Below are 14,894 nucleotides of genomic sequence, written 5' to 3'. Positions count from 1 at the left end.
GTCCTTCCCGATGGTCATTCGCCCTTGAGACCGGCGTCGCGGATCAGCTTGGTCCATTTCTGCGTCTCGGCGTCGATGAACTGGCCGAACTCGGCCGCAGTGCCGGCGCGCACTTCGAGGCCCTGGGCGGTTAGCTTGTCCTTGATCGCCGGCTCGGCGAGCGCGCGCAGGACCTCGCCCTGGAACTTGTCGACGATCGCGCGCGGCGTCGTGGCGGGCGCCATGAAGCCGTACCAGCCGGCGGCAGCCACGTTGGGAAAACCCTGCTCGCGCAGTGTCGGCGCCTGCGGGTAGAGCGCGCTGCGCTCGGCCGACGCGACGCCGAGCACGGTGAACTTGCCGCTCTGGATGTAGGGCAGGGCGGTCGGCAGCGCCGTCAGTGTGGCATCGACGCGGCCGGCGAGCAGCTCGGTGTAGGAGGCGGCATCGCCCCGGAACGGAATGTTCAGGCCCTTGACGCCGGCGTCGCGAAACAGCAGCTCTCCGGCGAGGTGCGGCTGCGAGCCGGCGCCGGGAGAGGCGAAGGTCAGCCCATCCGGTTTCGATTTGCCGTAGGCGATCAGTTCGGGGAGCGTCTTGAACTGCGCATCGGCGCTGATGATGAGAAACAGCGGCGCGACCACGACCATCGCGACCGGCTGCAGGTCCTTGCGGTCGTAGGTCAGCTTGCCGAACAGCGCCTCGGTGGTCGCGTAGGGGGCCGCGACGTAGAGAAGGGTGTAGCCGTCGCCCGGGGCATGGGCGACCATGTCGTTGGCAATGCGGGTGCCGGCACCCGGCTTGTTCTCGACGATGAACTGCTGACGGAGACTGCGGCCGAACTCTTCGGCGAGCAATCGCAACGAGATGTCGTTGGAGCCGCCGGGCCCATAGGGCGAGATCAGCCGCACCATGCGCGAGGGCCATGCATCCTCGGCCTGTGCCGTCAGGCCTGAGCCGGCGGCGAGCCCGCCTGCAAGCGTGCCCAGCAGGGTTCGGCGTGTGACCGTGAATGATGTCACTGTTGTCTTCCTCCCTTTTTGTTGTTGGTCTTCTTGTTAATTTCAGATCACCTTTCGCGCGGTGAGCCTTTCGATCTCCTGGTCCGAAAGGCCGAGCCAATTGCGAAACACCTCGTCATTGTCCTCGCCGACGTCGCCGGCGGCGTGACGCAATCGCGCGGGGTCATTGGTGAAGCGCGGCACGACATTGGTCATGGCGACCGTGCCGAAATCCTTGTCGGCAACGCGGGTGATCACCTCGCGCGCCTTCACTTGCGGGTCGTCGGCGATCTGGTCGATCGAATAGATCGGGGCGAGCGTTCCCTGCGCGGCATTGAATCGCGCGAGGACCTCCTCAAGGGGATGGGTGGCACACCAGCCGGCGAAGATGTCGTTGAGCTCGGCGGCGTGCCTGACGCGCCGGTCGTTGCTGGCAAAGCGCGGATCGGTGATCAGGTCGGGCCGCTCGATCGCCCGGCAGTTCGCCGCAAACAGCGCGTTGGTCGAGCCTGCGAGCGTCACCCAATGATCGTCGCTGGTGCAAAACACGGCGGCCGGCGCCGAATAGCCGTTGGAATTGCCGATCCGGCTGCGAACGGTGCCGAGCTGATCGTGCTCGATGGCGAGGACGTCGAGCAGGCGGAAGGTCGCCTCAGTCAGCGAAAGATCGATCTCCTCGCCGGGCGCATCGGGATCGCGCGCCCGTTTCCACAGCGCCGCCAGCACGCCGACGGCGCCGAACAGGCCGCCGATCGAATCCCCGATCGGGTATCCCGGATGGGTCGGCTCGCCATCGCTCTCGCCCGTGATGTAGGTGAGCCCGCCCATGGCCTCGAAGATACGGGCGAAGCCAGGTCGCTCGCGATAAGGGCCATCCTGCCCGAAGGCGGTGGCGCGCAGGATCACGAGGCGCGGCTGGATCGACCACAGCACCTCCTAGGCAAGCCCCATCGATCCAGCGTTCCCGGACGGAAATTCTCGATCAGCACGTCGAAGCGCGGAAGCAGCTGCTTGAACAGCGCAAGTCCTTCCCCAGTGCGCAGATCGAGCGTGGCAAACTTCTTGTTGCGATTGGCGGCTTTCCACCATAGTGGCTTGCCGTCCTTGAACGGCGGAAACGACCTTACGCCGTCGCCGTGTCCGGGCATCTCGATCTTGAGGACCTCGGCGCCGTAGTCGGCCAGCAGCGTGGCGGCGAAGGGCGCTGCAATGATCGTCGCGATGTCGAGAACCTTCAGTCCCTCGAGCGGTCCAGCCATGTCATTTTCCGGCGCTTGTGATTTTCTTGGTCTTGCGCGGCGGCGCGAGCTCGGCCTGTCCGACGATGGCGCGGATGCTGTCGGCGAGCGCCGCGATGCGCGGGCCGATCTCGCCTTCCAGCTGGCCCGGCTGGAGCCGGAAGGCGGGGATGCCGCAATTGATCGAGAACGACTGCCTCGACTCGCTCGCGTGAAACAGCGGCGCGGCGACGGCATGGATGGAGGCCATGTACTCGCCCCAGCAGGTGCAGAAGCCGCGGCTTTTGCATTGCGCGATCCCGGCCCGGTATCTGTCGCGGAAGGCCGACCAAAGCTCGGGGTCTTCAGCACCGATGTTCCGTTCGAGCCGGTCTGCATCGGCTGGTGGCAGGGTCGCCGCCGCGGCGCGGCCCATGGCGGTCATCACCACGGGAATCGGCATGCCGATGTCGGGCGCGTGCGGCCCGACATCGCCGGAGCGCGCGGTCTCGACATAGATCATCGACGTCGCGTCGAGCAGGCCGATCGAGACCGTGCCGCGGACGCTGAGCGCCAGCTCCTGCATCATGGGCCGCGCCATCTGGCGGAATTGCATTCCGGCCAGCAGAGGATGCGCGATCCGCAGTGCCCGCGCAGCGACGCGGTACTTGGCCCGCTCGGCGTCGTAGCGGAGGTAGCCAAGCTCGGCCAGCGTGTGCGTCAGCCGCGCCACCGTCGGCCGCGGAATGCCGGTCAGCGCCGACAGCTCCATGTTGCCCAGCAGCGTGCTCCCGGCCTTGAACGCCTCGAGCACGACTAGTCCCTTTGCCAGCGTCGTGGCGAAGGCGGCGTCGTCGACACTCTCCGCCAGCACTGCGGCGGCGGAGGAGAGCGGATGACGCGGTTTGGATGAATCTCTCGGGGTCATCCCCGAATATCAGACGGCGAAATTGCTTCTGTCCAATAGATTCGGCAAAAATGGCAAAATTGTCCGATATGTGGACACCGATATCGCGTCGGGGTTTTCGTTGAAGGACGCGCCGGACCGCGCAGCACACACAGATTTTTGTCGTGATTGCATGTCGTGTTGTGACAGGATTATTACGACGACATGTCAGATCGATAATTTTGCGGAGCGGTTCATGTTGCAGTGGCAGGCGCGGTCAAATCCCCTCGCGTGGTGGTGGGGATCCCTCACGCTCGTGAGCGGCGCCAATATCCTGGTGTGGTTCATGCTGTACCGCGAATTCTACCCGACGCCTGCGGGCAGCCTCAGCGGCGGCTCGGACATCGGGCTGATGCTGCTGCTGTGCGCCGGCTATGTGTTCGGCTGCGCGTTCCGCTCGTTCCTGCCGCGCGCCGACGTGCAGCGCATCTGCCTGTTCGACACCTGGCTCTCGAGCGTCGTCGTCGGCCGCACGGTTGCGACCGTGGCCGAGCTCTGCTTCGTCGCGCAATGGGCCATCATCCTGCATCAGTTCGGAAAGATGACGGGCGCCGAGACCGCGGTGAACATCGCGCTCGTGATCGTGCCGATCATCATCATCGCGGAGTGTTTCTCCTGGTACGCGGTGGTGACGACCAACTTCCTTTACAACGCGATCGAGAACTCGCTGTGGGCGGTGACCTTCTTCCTCGCCGGCATCGCGCTGTGCCGCCTGATGCCGGAATTCCAGGGCCCGGTGCGCTGGGCGCTGATGTCAGGCATCGTCGGCATCGCCTGCTTCCTCGCCTTCCTCGTCACCGTCGACGTGCCGATGTATCTCAGCCGCTGGCGGGCCGGGCACGCCGAGGGCGGCAGGTTCCTGGGCTTCCTCGAAGGCCTGCACGACGTCTCGACGCGCTGGGTGGTGACCCACGACATCGCCCATTGGAAGGGCGAGCTGACCTGGATGTTCCTGTATTTCAGCGCCGCGGTGTGGTCGAGCCTTGCCCTCTGCGCGCTCTATGCGATGGAAGGCTATCTGGCGCGGTATTTGGCCTGAGCGGTTACTTGCCGACCAGGCTGCACTTGCTGCGGTCGAGCGGACGGAAGGCCTGATCGGGCGGGATCGTCGCGACCAGCTTGACGAAATCCCAGGGTCCTTTGGATTCCTCGGGCGTCTTGACCTGCACCAGATAAAGATCATGCACCATGCGCTGGTCTTCTCGGATGCGGCCGTTGGGGGTGTAGGCATCCGACACCGGCGTTGCCTTCATCTTCGCCATCACGGCGGCGCTGTCGTCGGTATCTGTGTCCTTGATCGCCTGCAGATAGTGACGCACGGCGGAATAGACGCCGGCCTGAATCTGCGAGGGCATGGCCTTGCGGCGCGCATAGAAGGCGTCGGAGAATTTCCGGGCGGCGGGCGAGACGTCCTCGAAGAACGAGGTGACGATGAGGTCGCCACGGGTCGCCTTCAGCCCGACAGCCGCGATATCGACGTTCTGGAACGACATCGGCACGATCTTGATGCCCTGGTCGGCGAGGCCGAATTCCTCGGCCTGCTTGATTGCGGTGGCGTTGTCGCCGGCGACGTTGATGGCGAGGATCTTGGCGCCCGAGGACTGCGCCTGCAGCAGGAACGACGAGTAGTCGGGGGTGCCGAGCTGCGCCTTGACGCTGCCGGCGACCTTGCCGCCGAGCTCACCGATACGGGCGCGTGCGGTCGCTTCGATCGAATGGCCGAAAGCATAGTCGCCGGTGATGAAGAACCATGGCTCCTTGCTGGTCTGCATGATGCCGGAGACCACGGCGGTCGCGGTGGAATAGGCATCCTGGGTCCATTGCACGCTGGTCGGCGCGCACGCCTCGTCGGTCAGTTGATTGGCGCCGGCGCCGGAGACGAGGAAGATCCTGCCGTTGCCGCGCACGAGCTCCTGCACCGCGAGGGCGGCGCCGGAGCTGCCGCCGTCGGCGATCGCCTGGACGCCGTCGCTGAACCATTTGCGGGCGAGCGAAGCCGCGAGATCCGGTTTGTTCTGGTGATCGGCCTGCAGGATCTCGATCGGCTTGCCGTTGATCTTGCCGCCGAACTCCTCCGCGGCCATCCGCGCCGCCTCGACCGAGCCCGGACCCATCGCAGTGGCGAATACGCCGTTCATGTCGGTAAGCACGCCGATGCGGATCGCATCGCCCTTGATCTCGGCGCGCGCAGGCGGGCCCGCGAGCGCCAGCGTGACCAGCAGGATGGCGGCGGATGTCGTGCGGAGGTTGGCCATGGCGTTTCCTGACTTTGTCGTTTTTGATTGTTTGAAGACGTGGTCAGGCCGGTTCGGCGATGACCGTGTTGCGCAAGGTTCCGATGCCTGAGATCTCGACCTCGACGGTGTCGCCGGGGCGCATCCACAGCGGCGGCGTCCGCTTGGCGCCGACCCCGCCCGGCGTGCCCGTGACGATGACGTCGCCGGGGACGAGCGGACAGATGGTGGATGTGTAGGCGATCAGCTCGGGGATGCCTGTGATCAGGAGGTCGGTGGTGGTGTCCTGCACGACGGTGCCGTTGAGGCGCGTCTGCAAGGCGAGCTTCGACGGATCCGGAATTTCGTCCGCCGTCACCAGCCACGGGCCGAAACTGCCGCTCTCGGCAAAGGTCTTGCCGGAGAGGAACTGGCTGGTGTGGCGCTGCCAGTCGCGGATGCTGCCTTCATTGTAACAGGAATAGCCGGCGATGTGATCGAGCGCGCGGCCAGCCGGGATGTGCCGGCCTTCCTTGCCGATGACCAGCGCGAGCTCGCCTTCATAGTCGAAATCGTCACTCACTTTCGGCTTCACGATCGGCTGGAGATGACCGACCTGGCTGCAGGGAAAGCGGACGAACAGCGCCGGCTTCTCGGTGACGGTGCGACCGGTTTCGGCGACGTGATCGCGGTAGTTCAGGCCGACGCAGATGATCTTGCCGGGATCGGGGATCACGGCGGCGAAGCTGATCTTGTCGAGCGGATGATCGGGCGCCGTGGACGCGACCAGCTTTGCCGCCTCGGCGAGGCGATCCGCTTCGAGCAACTGCCGCAGCGTGGTGCAGGGCGCCATACGCGCGCCGAGATCGACGATTCCGTTGTCCTTGACGGCGCCGAAAGAGGCGCGGCCGTCGGCGATGAAAGAAAGCAGCTTCATGAGATATCCTTGAAACGTGTTGGGTCAGGCCGCGGACGGCACATGGGTTGGAGGCGTGAGGGCGGCGACGACCCGGTCGAGTTCGGTTTCGTTACGGGCGGTGCCGCGCACGTAACGGTCCGGGCGGACCAGTGCGGCGATGATGCCGTGCTGGCGAAGCCAAGGTCCGATGCCCGCGGCATCGTCGCTGGTCAGGATTTGGATTCCGGCTTGCGAAAGACGCGATGAGTGCGTGGTCGCACTCTCGACGAGGAGCACGTGGCCGTAACCGATCCGGTCGTCGCCGCGGCGGCCGTCCCGTAGCTCGAACTGCGGCGCGAGATGTCCGGCCAAGGGCAGCTCGCCGAGCGCGAGCCCGGGGCCGAGCAGGGGCTTTTTCACCTCGAGCTTCACCGGCGCATTCTCTCGGGCTTGGCCGGCGGCAAGGCCCGCTTTGATCGCCTTGGTGTTGATCACGCCGCCGAGACGGATGGCGAGCTCGATGAATTCGCGCACATGCGGCTGGCGTTCGCTCTGATAGGTGTCGAGCAGATCGGGTGCGGCGGCGCCCTGGATGATTGCGGCGAGCTTCCAGGCGAGGTTTGCGGCATCGCGGATTCCGGCGCACATGCCTTGGCCGAGGAAGGGCGGGGTCTGGTGTGCGGAATCGCCCGCGAGCAGCAATCGGCCGCTGCGCCATTGTTGTGCGATGACCGAATGGAACGTGTAGACCGCGGCGCGTTCGAGTTCGGCATCATCAGGCGTGATCCAGCGCGACAGCAGCTCCCAGGTCTTTGCCGGTTGCGCGATCTCCTTGGAATCCTCGTCCAGGAGAACCGTGATCTCCCAGCGCCGCCGCGTGCCGGTGCCGCGCACATAGGTCGCGGGACGCCTGGGATCGCAATGCTGGAGGCTGTAATCGCCGAGATCGTCGCGCGCGCGCTTGAGCAGCAGGTCGATCACCAGCCAGCGCTCGTGGAAGCCGAGATCGTCCATGCCGGAGCCGATGAAGCGGCGGACCAGCGAGCGGGCGCCGTCGCAGCCGATCACATAGCCTGCGCGGACTTCGGTAAGTGTTCCGTTCGAGAGGTCTTCGTAGCGGACGCGCACGCCATGCTCGTCCTGATCGAGCGCGAACACATCGCAGCGGTTGCGCAAGGTGACGTTGGGAAAGCGGGCAAGACCGCCGATCAGCACGTCCTCCAGATCGGGCTGGTGGAAGCGATAGCTGAGATGCCACCCCATCGGGGTCAATGTCTGCGGGCGCGACCAGTCCAGCAGCATCTTGCCGTTGGCGTCCAGAAACAGCATGCCGGGGCTGAGGATTGTCTGCGGCAGGATCGCGTCGGCTAAACCGATGGTCTGGAACACGCGCATGCATTCGTCGTCGAAATGCACGGCGCGCGGCAAATGATAGGTCCGCGCCTCGCGCTCCAGCACCAGCGTGCGAACGCCGCACAGGCCGAGCAAATTGGCGAGCGTGGCGCCGACCGGACCACGGCCGACGATCACGACATCGAACTCTTCGGGGACGGATTTATTTTGCATGGGGCTATCTCTTCCCCAAGCCATGCCGCCCATTCAACGCCGCCGCGCCAAGTGTCCGCCCAGCGGACGGATCCGCCTAGTCCTCAACCGGGATGGCCGCGGCCGTCTCCTGAAGCCGCGCTGCAAACTGCGCAATCGCCTCGTCGATCCCCAGCGCCGAGCGAATCCAGATGATGGAGATACAGCCGAACACGACGCCGCCCCGCACGATGGGAACGGCGATCGAAGCCGTCTTGGGATTATACTCGCCCTCGCTACGAATCGCGTAACCCCGCGCGGACGTCTCGGCAATCATGCGATCGAGGCGGGCTTCGTCGAGAAAGGGGCGGTCGTCGGCCTCGTCGATGCGGCGCAGATGACTGACGATGAGGTCGCGCTCGCGGGCCGGGCAGGCGGCGAGATAGGCGCGGCCCGCGGACGTCCGCAGCATCGGCAGGCGCTTGCCGATCATGCCGCGGTCGATCGAGAGCGGGCTGCGGGAATGGGTGGTCTCCTGCACCACCATCGCCGCGTTCTCGTAAGTGGAGAGATCGACCGGCCAGACCAGATCCTTGCTGAGCTCGGCGAGATAGGGCGCCGCCGCCTGGCAGATCACCACGCCGGGATCATAGCCGTCGCCGAGGCTCAGCGCGCGGCGGGTGACGCGAAAACGGTCGTCGCTGGCACTGCGGGCGATATAGCCGAGTTCCTCCAGAGTCTCGAGCAGGCGATAGACGGTGGGGCGGGGCAGGTCGAGCGCGCGGGCCACGTCGCCGGCACGGATGCCGCCTGAGCGATTGACCTCTCGCAGCACGTCGAGCCCGCGCTTGAAGGCGCGGACGCCTTCCGACTGCCGGGGGGCTGCCGTCCCCGTCCGCTCCTTGGACACTTCGCATTTCCTCCCTTGTGGCGCGCGGTCTCGCGATTATTGTTGCGAACGCGAAGCGATTGCGGAACGCCACGTTAAGATCGTGCGCGGCCGGTATCAAGTTCGCCGCATTGCGGCACACGCGATGCCTTCGGGAGGAATTCGATGGAAATCACCGCGCTCGGCTATATCGCAATCAATTCCTCGCAGCTCGACCAGTGGGGCCGGATGGCGACAGGTCTGCTCGGCATGCAGCGGGTCGATCGCGGCGGCAAGATGTGCGCCTTCCGCATGGACGACCGCAAGCAGCGGCTGATCGTGGACGGCAGCAGCGATGCCGGCCTTGCGGTGATGGGATGGGAAGTTCCGTCCACGGCAGAGCTGGATCAATTGGCGGGACGGCTCGAAAGCCACGGCGTCAAGGTGACGCGCGGCTCGCGCGCGCTCGCTGACGAGCGGCATGTCGCCGAGCTGATTTCGTTCGCCGATCCCGCCGGCAACCGGCTGGAAGCTTTTTGCAAGCCGGAGCTTGCGTCCGAGCCCTTCAGGCCAGGCCGGCCGATTTCGGGCTTCCGTACCGGCGCGCTCGGCATGGGGCACGTCGTGCTCAATGTGGAGGATGTCGAGCCCCTGCTGCCGTTCTACCGCGACGTGCTCGGCTTCCACGTCTCGGATTTCGGACTGAAGCCGTACGGGCTGTACTTCTTCCACGTCAACGGTCGCCACCACAGCTTCGCGATGGTCGGCTCGGGGCGCAAGGCGATGCATCATTTCATGGTCGAGCTCGGCAGCCTCGACGATGTCGGACAAGGCTACGATCTCGCGCAGCTCGACGAAGGCCGCGTTGCCTACACGCTGGGCCGGCACACCAACGACCACATGACCTCGTTCTACGTGAACACCCCTTCCGGCTTCTTCATCGAATATGGCTGGGGCGCGCGCGTCATCGATCCCGAGACCTGGCAGCCGCATGAGACGTTCGACGGCCCGTCGCTGTGGGGCCACGAGCGCCTCCATATGCCGGAAGAACAGCGCAAGCGCCTGCGCGACATGCGGCTCGATGCGGCGGCGCGCGGCGTGCGCGTCGCCGATCCCCGCGTGCCGCCGCTTAACTGCGCGTGGCTGGACCACGTGGTCGCGCGCGAATGATCCGTGGCCGCGCGGCGTAGCCTGAACGCTCAGGCTTCGCCGAGATCGGGCTCGGTCAACAGTCCCTGGCGCAGCGCGAGGCGGACCAGCTCGATGTCGGAGCCGACGCCGAGCTTGTCCTTGATCAGGGAATGCAGGTTCGCCACCGTCTTCGGGCTGACATGCAGCGTTTCGGCGATCTCCTCCGTCGTCCGCTCGGCGAGCAGCAGCCGCATCACCTCGAACTCGCGGGCGGTGAGGACGTCGGCGGCCGAGCTTTCGCCGCCGAGCCGGCTCAGCGCCAACTCGTGGTCGATGTCGGGGCTGATGGCGATCTTGCCGGCGAGCACGTCCATCACGGCCCGCACCAGCGTTTCCGGCGGGCTGGTCTTGGTGACGTAACCTCTGGCGCCGGCGCGGATCGCCTGCACGGCGAAGCCCGCATTCTGATGCATGGTGAAGATGAGGATCCTTGCGCCCTTGTCCCATTGCCTGATCCGCCTCACGGCCTCGATGCCGCCGATGCCGGGCATGCTCAGATCCATGATGACGAGGTCAGGCGCCTCGGATTTGTACAGCCGGTAGGCCTCCGCGCCGTCAGCAGCCTCGGCGATGACGCGCAGGCCCGGCTGCTTCTGGAGCACGGAGCGATAACCCTCGCGGACCACCGAATGGTCGTCGACCAGCAGGATGGAGGCATCGGCCGCGCTCATGCCGCATGCTCCAGCACCTGCCGATCGGCGGCGGTGAGCGGAATGACGACGCGCAGCGCCGAGCCGCCGTTGGCACCGACTTCGAAGCTCATCCGGCCGCGCAAGGCCGCAACGCGCTCGCGCATGCCGAGCAGGCCCATGCCGGATTTGACCGACGCGTCGTTCGGCCGGCCGTCGTCGTCGATGGCAAGCGCGATCTCGTCTGCCGCCATCGTCAAATGCAGGTCCACCTTGGTGGCGCCGGCGTGCTTGGCGGCGTTGGTGAGCGCCTCCTGCACGATGCGGTAGAGGTTGGCGCTGATCGCGGCGGGCAGAGTCTCGACCGCGCCGTCGAAATGGATCGAAAAGCGCGTCTCGCCGCGGCTGCGTCCGTTCCAGCCCGCGACGAGGCCTTCCAGGCTCGCAACCAGCCCGAGCTCCTCGACGTCGGGCGGACGCAGCCGGAACAGCGCGCCGCGCAGCGTCTCCATCATGCTGGTCGCGGTCCGCGAAATACCGTCGCATTCGCCGAGCAAAGCGGGGCAGTCCTGCGCGGCGGTCTGGCGGGCGGAGGAGGCGAGGGCGCGGATCGCGGCCAGCGACTGGCCGAACTCGTCGTGCAGCTCGCGCGCCAGATGGCGGCGCTCGTCGTCCTGCAGCGCGATCAGCTTGCGCGTCAGCTCGCTGCGCTCGGCGAGCGCATTGTCGAGGCTTTCGGCGAGATGGTTGAAGCCGTCGCGGATCGCGGAGAGTTCGGCCAGATCGAACGGCGGCAGCCGCGCCGAGAGGTCGTTGGCGGCGATCCGCTCGAGGCCGGTGCGGATCAGGCGGGTCGGGCGCAGCGCGCGCGCCAGCGCGGCGTAGACCAGCAAGCACAGCAGCGGAAGCGCGATCGCAAACGCAATCATCAGGCGGCCGGCCTCGTGCCAGGCTTCCGCCGTCTGCACGGCCGGATCGACCGAGACCACGGTCTCGCCGAGCTTGGCGCCGCGCACGATCACGGGCCGTGCCGCTTCGCGGCCGGGGTCGAACAGGCTGCGATAGAAGGCCGCGAAGACCTGCGGCGACGGGCTCGCCGGGGCAGGCGCACCGCTGCAGAATCGCTGCAGCATCTCGCCGCTCGGGCCACGGAAAGCAAGACACAGGCCGGGCGTCATGACATAGGCCGCGACGGGATCAAGGTTGGGAAAGTCGCGCGGGCCGGCCACCCACTGGATCTTGCCTTGCTGGAGCTCCAGCGACTTCGCGACGATCGCGGCGATGCCGTCGATGCGCGCGTGCACCGCGCGGTCGGCCGCGATCAGGAAATAGGCGGAGATTGCGGCGAAGCAGGCGGCCGTTATGGCGGCCACGCGCAACGTCAGACGGACCTTGAGATCGAATCTCGGGCGGTTCCACATCGGGCAGCACCTAGCGCGAACAGGCTTGTCGCCGCCGCATTAAACGGCAGAACGCCAGCCGCGCAAAGCGCCACGCGTTACCGCAGTGCAACGACGTGAAATTTTCCCGGCGCTCACCGGGACGGCCCCCGTTGCAGGGTGTCAGGCTGCCGCCGAGATTTGCCAACCGCTCCATCTGCGAGGCCACGCTCATGCACCTCTCCCGGTTGATCGTTCCTGCTTTTCTCCTCGCTATCCTTGTGGGTGTCCGGCCTGCCGGCGCGGGCACCGAGGCGGCCGCCGCAGCACCGGCCGGCGTGTCGATTGAGGACTTCCAGTATCTGGATACGTCCGGCGAGCCGGTCGACCAGACCGCCGCCCACGAGAAGCAGCTGGGCGCGTTCATGGCCGCGCTGCGGCGGGATGTCGGGGCCGACAAGCGCTACCAGCTTGCGCCCGCCGGGCAAGCCGATGCAAAATTCAAGGTCGTCGGCGGCGTCCAGAAGGCGAGCACGCTGGTGCAATGGGCGCGGGTCGCCGTGATCGATACCGCGGCCAAGAAGGTCCTGTTCGAGAAGCTCTACACATTCCGCGGCGACAACGACGAGGCCTGGGACCGTGCCGAGGCGTTCCTCGCCCGCGAGGTCATTGCGGCGCTCGGCACGCCCGCGCCGGTCGCGCTTGCGGTGTTCGATTTCGAGCTGGAGGACATGACGGCCGCATCGGGGGGCACCTTGGCCGGTTCAGACGCATCGTACCTCGCCGAGACCACCGGCGGCGTGCGTGACGTGCTCGGCCAGTCCGGCCGCTATCGCATCGTCGACGTCGGCAGCGCGAGCGGCGAGGCGGCGAAGGCGCGCGCGTTACGCGACTGCGGCGGCTGCGAGGCCGCGATTGCAAAAGAGCTCGGCGCGGATCAATCGCTGATCGGCGTGGTGCGGCGGGTCAGCCGCACCGAATACACGCTCGGCTTCCAGCTGCGCGACGCCCGCACCGGCGCGGTGCTGGCGCGCGGCGACAGCGGCCTGCGCCTCGGCGCGGACTATTCCTGGAAACGGGGCGCGGTGCGGCTGGTCAGCGACCGGCTGATCGAGAGCCAGCAGGCCGCCGGCGCAGCTAAAGAGCGATGAGACTCATCGCCCTTTAGATCTTTGTTTGAGCATGATCTTTTCGGAAAACCGCTGCACACTTTTCCGGATCATGCTCAGAAAGTAAGCTGCACCTTCATCGACTGCGAGCGGTCGCTGGCGAGCTCGAACGCGGCGACCGCGTTCTCGAACGGCATGGTGGCCGTGATCAGCGGCTTCACGTCGATCAGGCCTTCGCCCATCAGGCGCACCGCCAGCTCGAACTCGGGATCGAAGCGGAAGGTGCCGCGGAGCTGCAATTCCTTGGCGACGATGGAATTGATCGGCAGCGTCATCTCGCCGCCGAGGCCGAGTTGCACCAGCGTTGCGCCGGGACGGAGCACGTCGAGCGCGGTGCGCAGCGCCGCCTGATTGCCGGAGGCTTCGAACAGCGTGTCGAACACGCCTTTGCCGGCGCGCCAGGGATCGAGCGCGCTGGCATTGGCTGCGACATTGATGGCGTGCGTCGCGCCGAGTTTCCTGGCGACCGCGAGCGGCGCCTCGGCCACGTCGGTCACCACGATCTCGGCGGCGCCGCCGAAGCGCGACACCAGGATCATCAACGCGCCGATCGGGCCGCAACCCGTGATCAGCACGCGCTTGCCGAGCAGGGGGCCGGCCTGCTTGCCGGCATGCAGGCACACCGCGAGCGGCTCTGCGACCGCGGCTTCCGCCAGCGAGAGCTTGTCCGCGATCGGCACCGCCTGCGTGGCATCGACCGTGATGAACTCGCGGAAGCCGCCTTGCACATGAGGGAAGCGCATCGCACTGCCGAGGAAGCGCATGTCGAGGCACTGGTTGCGCATGCCTTCCTGGCAATGCAGGCACTGGCCGCACGGCCTGCTCGGATTGACCGCAACGCGCGTGCCCGGTTTCACGTCGGTGACGCCGTCACCGACGGCCGCGACCACGCCGGCGATCTCATGGCCTAGCGCCATCGGCTGCTGGATGCGCACCACGCCGAAGCCGCCGTGATGGTAGTAATGCAAGTCGGAGCCGCAGATGCCGCCATTGGCGATCTTGACGCGGACTTCGCCCGGGCCGGGGGCCGGATCCGGGTAAGTGTCGATCCGCAGATCCTTCGGGGCGTGGATGACGACAGCGCGCATGGCTTGCTCCTGGTTCGCGGATCACATCGCGGCGATCATGCCGCCATCGACATAGATGATCTGGCCGTTGACATAGGTCGAGGCGTCCGACGCCAGGAAGATCGCGGCACCGACCAGCTCGTCCGGCCTGCCCCAGCGCTTGGAGGGGATGCGGCCCATCAGCCAATTGTTGAAATCGGTGTTGTTGACCAGCGCCTCGTTCATGTCGGTCAGCATGTAGCCGGGGCCGATCGCGTTGGCCTGGATGCCGTGCTGGGCCCATTCCACCGCCATCGAGCGGGTGAGATTCTTGATGCCGCCCTTGGCCGCGGTGTAGGGCGCGATGGTGGGCCGGGCGAGCTCGCTGCCGAGCGAGCCGATATTGATGATCTTGCCGTGCTTGCGCGGGATCATGCGCTTGGCGGCCTCGCGGCCGATCACGAAGGCGCTGGTGAGGTTGGTCTCGATCACCTTGCGCCATTCGTCGGTGGTGAACTCCACCAGCGGCTTGCGGTGCTGGATGCCGGCATTGTTGACGACGATGTCGACCGCGATGTTCTTCTTGTCGAAGTCGTTGAACGCCGCGACGATTGCGGGCTCGTCGGTGACGTTGAAGGCTGCGCCCTCGGCCTGATGCCCGGCGGCCCGAAACTCGGCGACAGCCTGCTCGACTCGCTTGGGATCGACGCCGTTGACGATGATCTTCGCGCCGGCCTTGGCCATGCCTTCCGCGATGGCGCGGCCGAGGCCGCGGGAGGAGCCGGTCACGAGCGCCGTGCGCCCGGAGAGATCGAAAAGAGAGGTGCTCATGTC

13 protein-coding genes and 1 pseudogene are annotated in these 14,894 nt (G+C 66.4%); 3 read left to right on the top strand and 11 right to left on the bottom strand.

What is annotated here, in order from left to right; genetic code table 11:
- Nucleotides 1-14 precede the first annotated feature (14 nt).
- From GGD61_RS00415 to GGD61_RS00405, 3 genes and pseudogenes are all read right to left on the bottom strand, one after another.
- Nucleotides 15-1,001 carry a tripartite tricarboxylate transporter substrate binding protein gene (locus tag GGD61_RS00415; RefSeq protein WP_092260096.1) on the bottom strand — a complete coding sequence of 329 codons (987 nt, stop codon included), beginning with the start codon at nt 999-1,001 and terminating at the stop codon, nt 15-17.
- A gap of 42 nt (nt 1,002-1,043) precedes the next feature.
- Nucleotides 1,044-2,239, bottom strand: a pseudogene (locus GGD61_RS00410) (CaiB/BaiF CoA transferase family protein).
- 1 nt (nt 2,240) lies between these two features.
- The gene (locus tag GGD61_RS00405; protein ID WP_092260091.1) at nt 2,241-3,125 is read right to left on the bottom strand and encodes an IclR family transcriptional regulator; all 885 of its coding nucleotides are present in this window, start codon (nt 3,123-3,125) and stop codon (nt 2,241-2,243) included.
- A 214-nt stretch (nt 3,126-3,339) separates the two neighbouring features.
- Between GGD61_RS00405 and GGD61_RS00400 the strand changes: the two genes are divergently transcribed.
- Complete coding sequence (locus tag GGD61_RS00400) at nt 3,340-4,182, top strand: hypothetical protein (protein WP_018320659.1); 843 nt, start codon at nt 3,340-3,342, stop codon at nt 4,180-4,182.
- A 4-nt stretch (nt 4,183-4,186) separates the two neighbouring features.
- On the opposite strand, the gene GGD61_RS00395 is transcribed toward GGD61_RS00400, so the two are convergent.
- The 4 genes from GGD61_RS00395 to GGD61_RS00380 all read right to left on the bottom strand — a co-directional run bounded on the left by GGD61_RS00395 (nt 4,187) and on the right by GGD61_RS00380 (nt 8,688).
- Nucleotides 4,187-5,398 (bottom strand): ABC transporter substrate-binding protein, encoded by a 1,212-nt coding sequence (locus tag GGD61_RS00395; protein ID WP_092260089.1) that lies wholly within the window; start codon nt 5,396-5,398, stop codon nt 4,187-4,189.
- Between the two features lie 43 nt (nt 5,399-5,441).
- A complete protein-coding gene (locus GGD61_RS00390) occupies nt 5,442-6,293 on the bottom strand; it encodes a fumarylacetoacetate hydrolase family protein (RefSeq protein ID WP_092260087.1) in 852 nt (283 codons plus the stop codon).
- Between the two features lie 24 nt (nt 6,294-6,317).
- Entirely contained in the window at nt 6,318-7,820 is a 1,503-nt protein-coding gene (locus GGD61_RS00385; protein ID WP_183229853.1) for a bifunctional 3-(3-hydroxy-phenyl)propionate/3-hydroxycinnamic acid hydroxylase, read from the bottom strand.
- Between the two features lie 76 nt (nt 7,821-7,896).
- Complete coding sequence (locus tag GGD61_RS00380) at nt 7,897-8,688, bottom strand: DNA-binding transcriptional regulator (RefSeq protein WP_092260082.1); 792 nt, start codon at nt 8,686-8,688, stop codon at nt 7,897-7,899.
- 144 nt (nt 8,689-8,832) lie between these two features.
- Here GGD61_RS00380 and GGD61_RS00375 point away from each other — a divergent pair, with 144 nt between their 5' ends.
- Nucleotides 8,833-9,816 (top strand): VOC family protein, encoded by a 984-nt coding sequence (locus GGD61_RS00375; RefSeq protein ID WP_177237278.1) that lies wholly within the window; start codon nt 8,833-8,835, stop codon nt 9,814-9,816.
- Between the two features lie 29 nt (nt 9,817-9,845).
- Here the strand turns inward: GGD61_RS00375 and GGD61_RS00370 are convergent, their stop codons facing one another.
- Complete coding sequence (locus GGD61_RS00370) at nt 9,846-10,508, bottom strand: response regulator transcription factor (protein ID WP_028140919.1); 663 nt, start codon at nt 10,506-10,508, stop codon at nt 9,846-9,848.
- Nucleotides 10,505-11,887: a sensor histidine kinase gene (locus tag GGD61_RS00365; protein ID WP_092260080.1), complete on the bottom strand. Its 1,383-nt coding sequence runs from the start codon at nt 11,885-11,887 to the stop codon at nt 10,505-10,507. Before GGD61_RS00365 ends, GGD61_RS00370 begins: the two co-directional genes overlap by 4 nt.
- Nucleotides 11,888-12,078: 191 nt before the next feature.
- Between GGD61_RS00365 and GGD61_RS00360 the strand changes: the two genes are divergently transcribed.
- Complete coding sequence (locus GGD61_RS00360) at nt 12,079-12,996, top strand: DUF3280 domain-containing protein (RefSeq protein ID WP_183229851.1); 918 nt, start codon at nt 12,079-12,081, stop codon at nt 12,994-12,996.
- Between the two features lie 74 nt (nt 12,997-13,070).
- Here the strand turns inward: GGD61_RS00360 and GGD61_RS00355 are convergent, their stop codons facing one another.
- Together GGD61_RS00355 and GGD61_RS00350 are read right to left on the bottom strand one after the other, a co-directional pair.
- Complete coding sequence (locus tag GGD61_RS00355) at nt 13,071-14,102, bottom strand: L-idonate 5-dehydrogenase (RefSeq protein WP_092260076.1); 1,032 nt, start codon at nt 14,100-14,102, stop codon at nt 13,071-13,073.
- A gap of 21 nt (nt 14,103-14,123) precedes the next feature.
- Nucleotides 14,124-14,891, bottom strand: coding sequence for a glucose 1-dehydrogenase (locus tag GGD61_RS00350; RefSeq protein ID WP_092260074.1), 768 nt, complete (start codon nt 14,889-14,891; stop codon nt 14,124-14,126).
- Nucleotides 14,892-14,894 lie beyond the last annotated feature (3 nt).

Source organism: Bradyrhizobium sp. SBR1B (genome assembly GCF_014198205.1).
Lineage (GTDB): Bacteria > Pseudomonadota > Alphaproteobacteria > Rhizobiales > Xanthobacteraceae > Bradyrhizobium.
Note: the sequence above shows the minus strand (reverse complement) of the source record. Positions and strands in the feature narration are given on the sequence as shown.

Excerpts from the sequence above, each read along its gene's own strand:
- GGD61_RS00360 (WP_183229851.1), top strand. The coding sequence starts at position 12,079 with ATGCACCTCTCCCGGTTGATCGTTCCTGCTTTTCTCCTCGCTATCCTT.
- GGD61_RS00385 (WP_183229853.1), bottom strand. The coding sequence starts at position 7,820 with ATGCAAAATAAATCCGTCCCCGAAGAGTTCGATGTCGTGATCGTCGGC.
- GGD61_RS00365 (WP_092260080.1), bottom strand. The coding sequence starts at position 11,887 with ATGTGGAACCGCCCGAGATTCGATCTCAAGGTCCGTCTGACGTTGCGC.
- GGD61_RS00350 (WP_092260074.1), bottom strand. The coding sequence starts at position 14,891 with ATGAGCACCTCTCTTTTCGATCTCTCCGGGCGCACGGCGCTCGTGACC.
- GGD61_RS00370 (WP_028140919.1), bottom strand. The coding sequence starts at position 10,508 with ATGAGCGCGGCCGATGCCTCCATCCTGCTGGTCGACGACCATTCGGTG.
- GGD61_RS00400 (WP_018320659.1), top strand. The coding sequence starts at position 3,340 with ATGTTGCAGTGGCAGGCGCGGTCAAATCCCCTCGCGTGGTGGTGGGGA.
- GGD61_RS00390 (WP_092260087.1), bottom strand. The coding sequence starts at position 6,293 with ATGAAGCTGCTTTCTTTCATCGCCGACGGCCGCGCCTCTTTCGGCGCC.
- GGD61_RS00375 (WP_177237278.1), top strand. The coding sequence starts at position 8,833 with ATGGAAATCACCGCGCTCGGCTATATCGCAATCAATTCCTCGCAGCTC.
- GGD61_RS00405 (WP_092260091.1), bottom strand. The coding sequence starts at position 3,125 with ATGACCCCGAGAGATTCATCCAAACCGCGTCATCCGCTCTCCTCCGCC.
- GGD61_RS00355 (WP_092260076.1), bottom strand. The coding sequence starts at position 14,102 with ATGCGCGCTGTCGTCATCCACGCCCCGAAGGATCTGCGGATCGACACT.
- GGD61_RS00395 (WP_092260089.1), bottom strand. The coding sequence starts at position 5,398 with ATGGCCAACCTCCGCACGACATCCGCCGCCATCCTGCTGGTCACGCTG.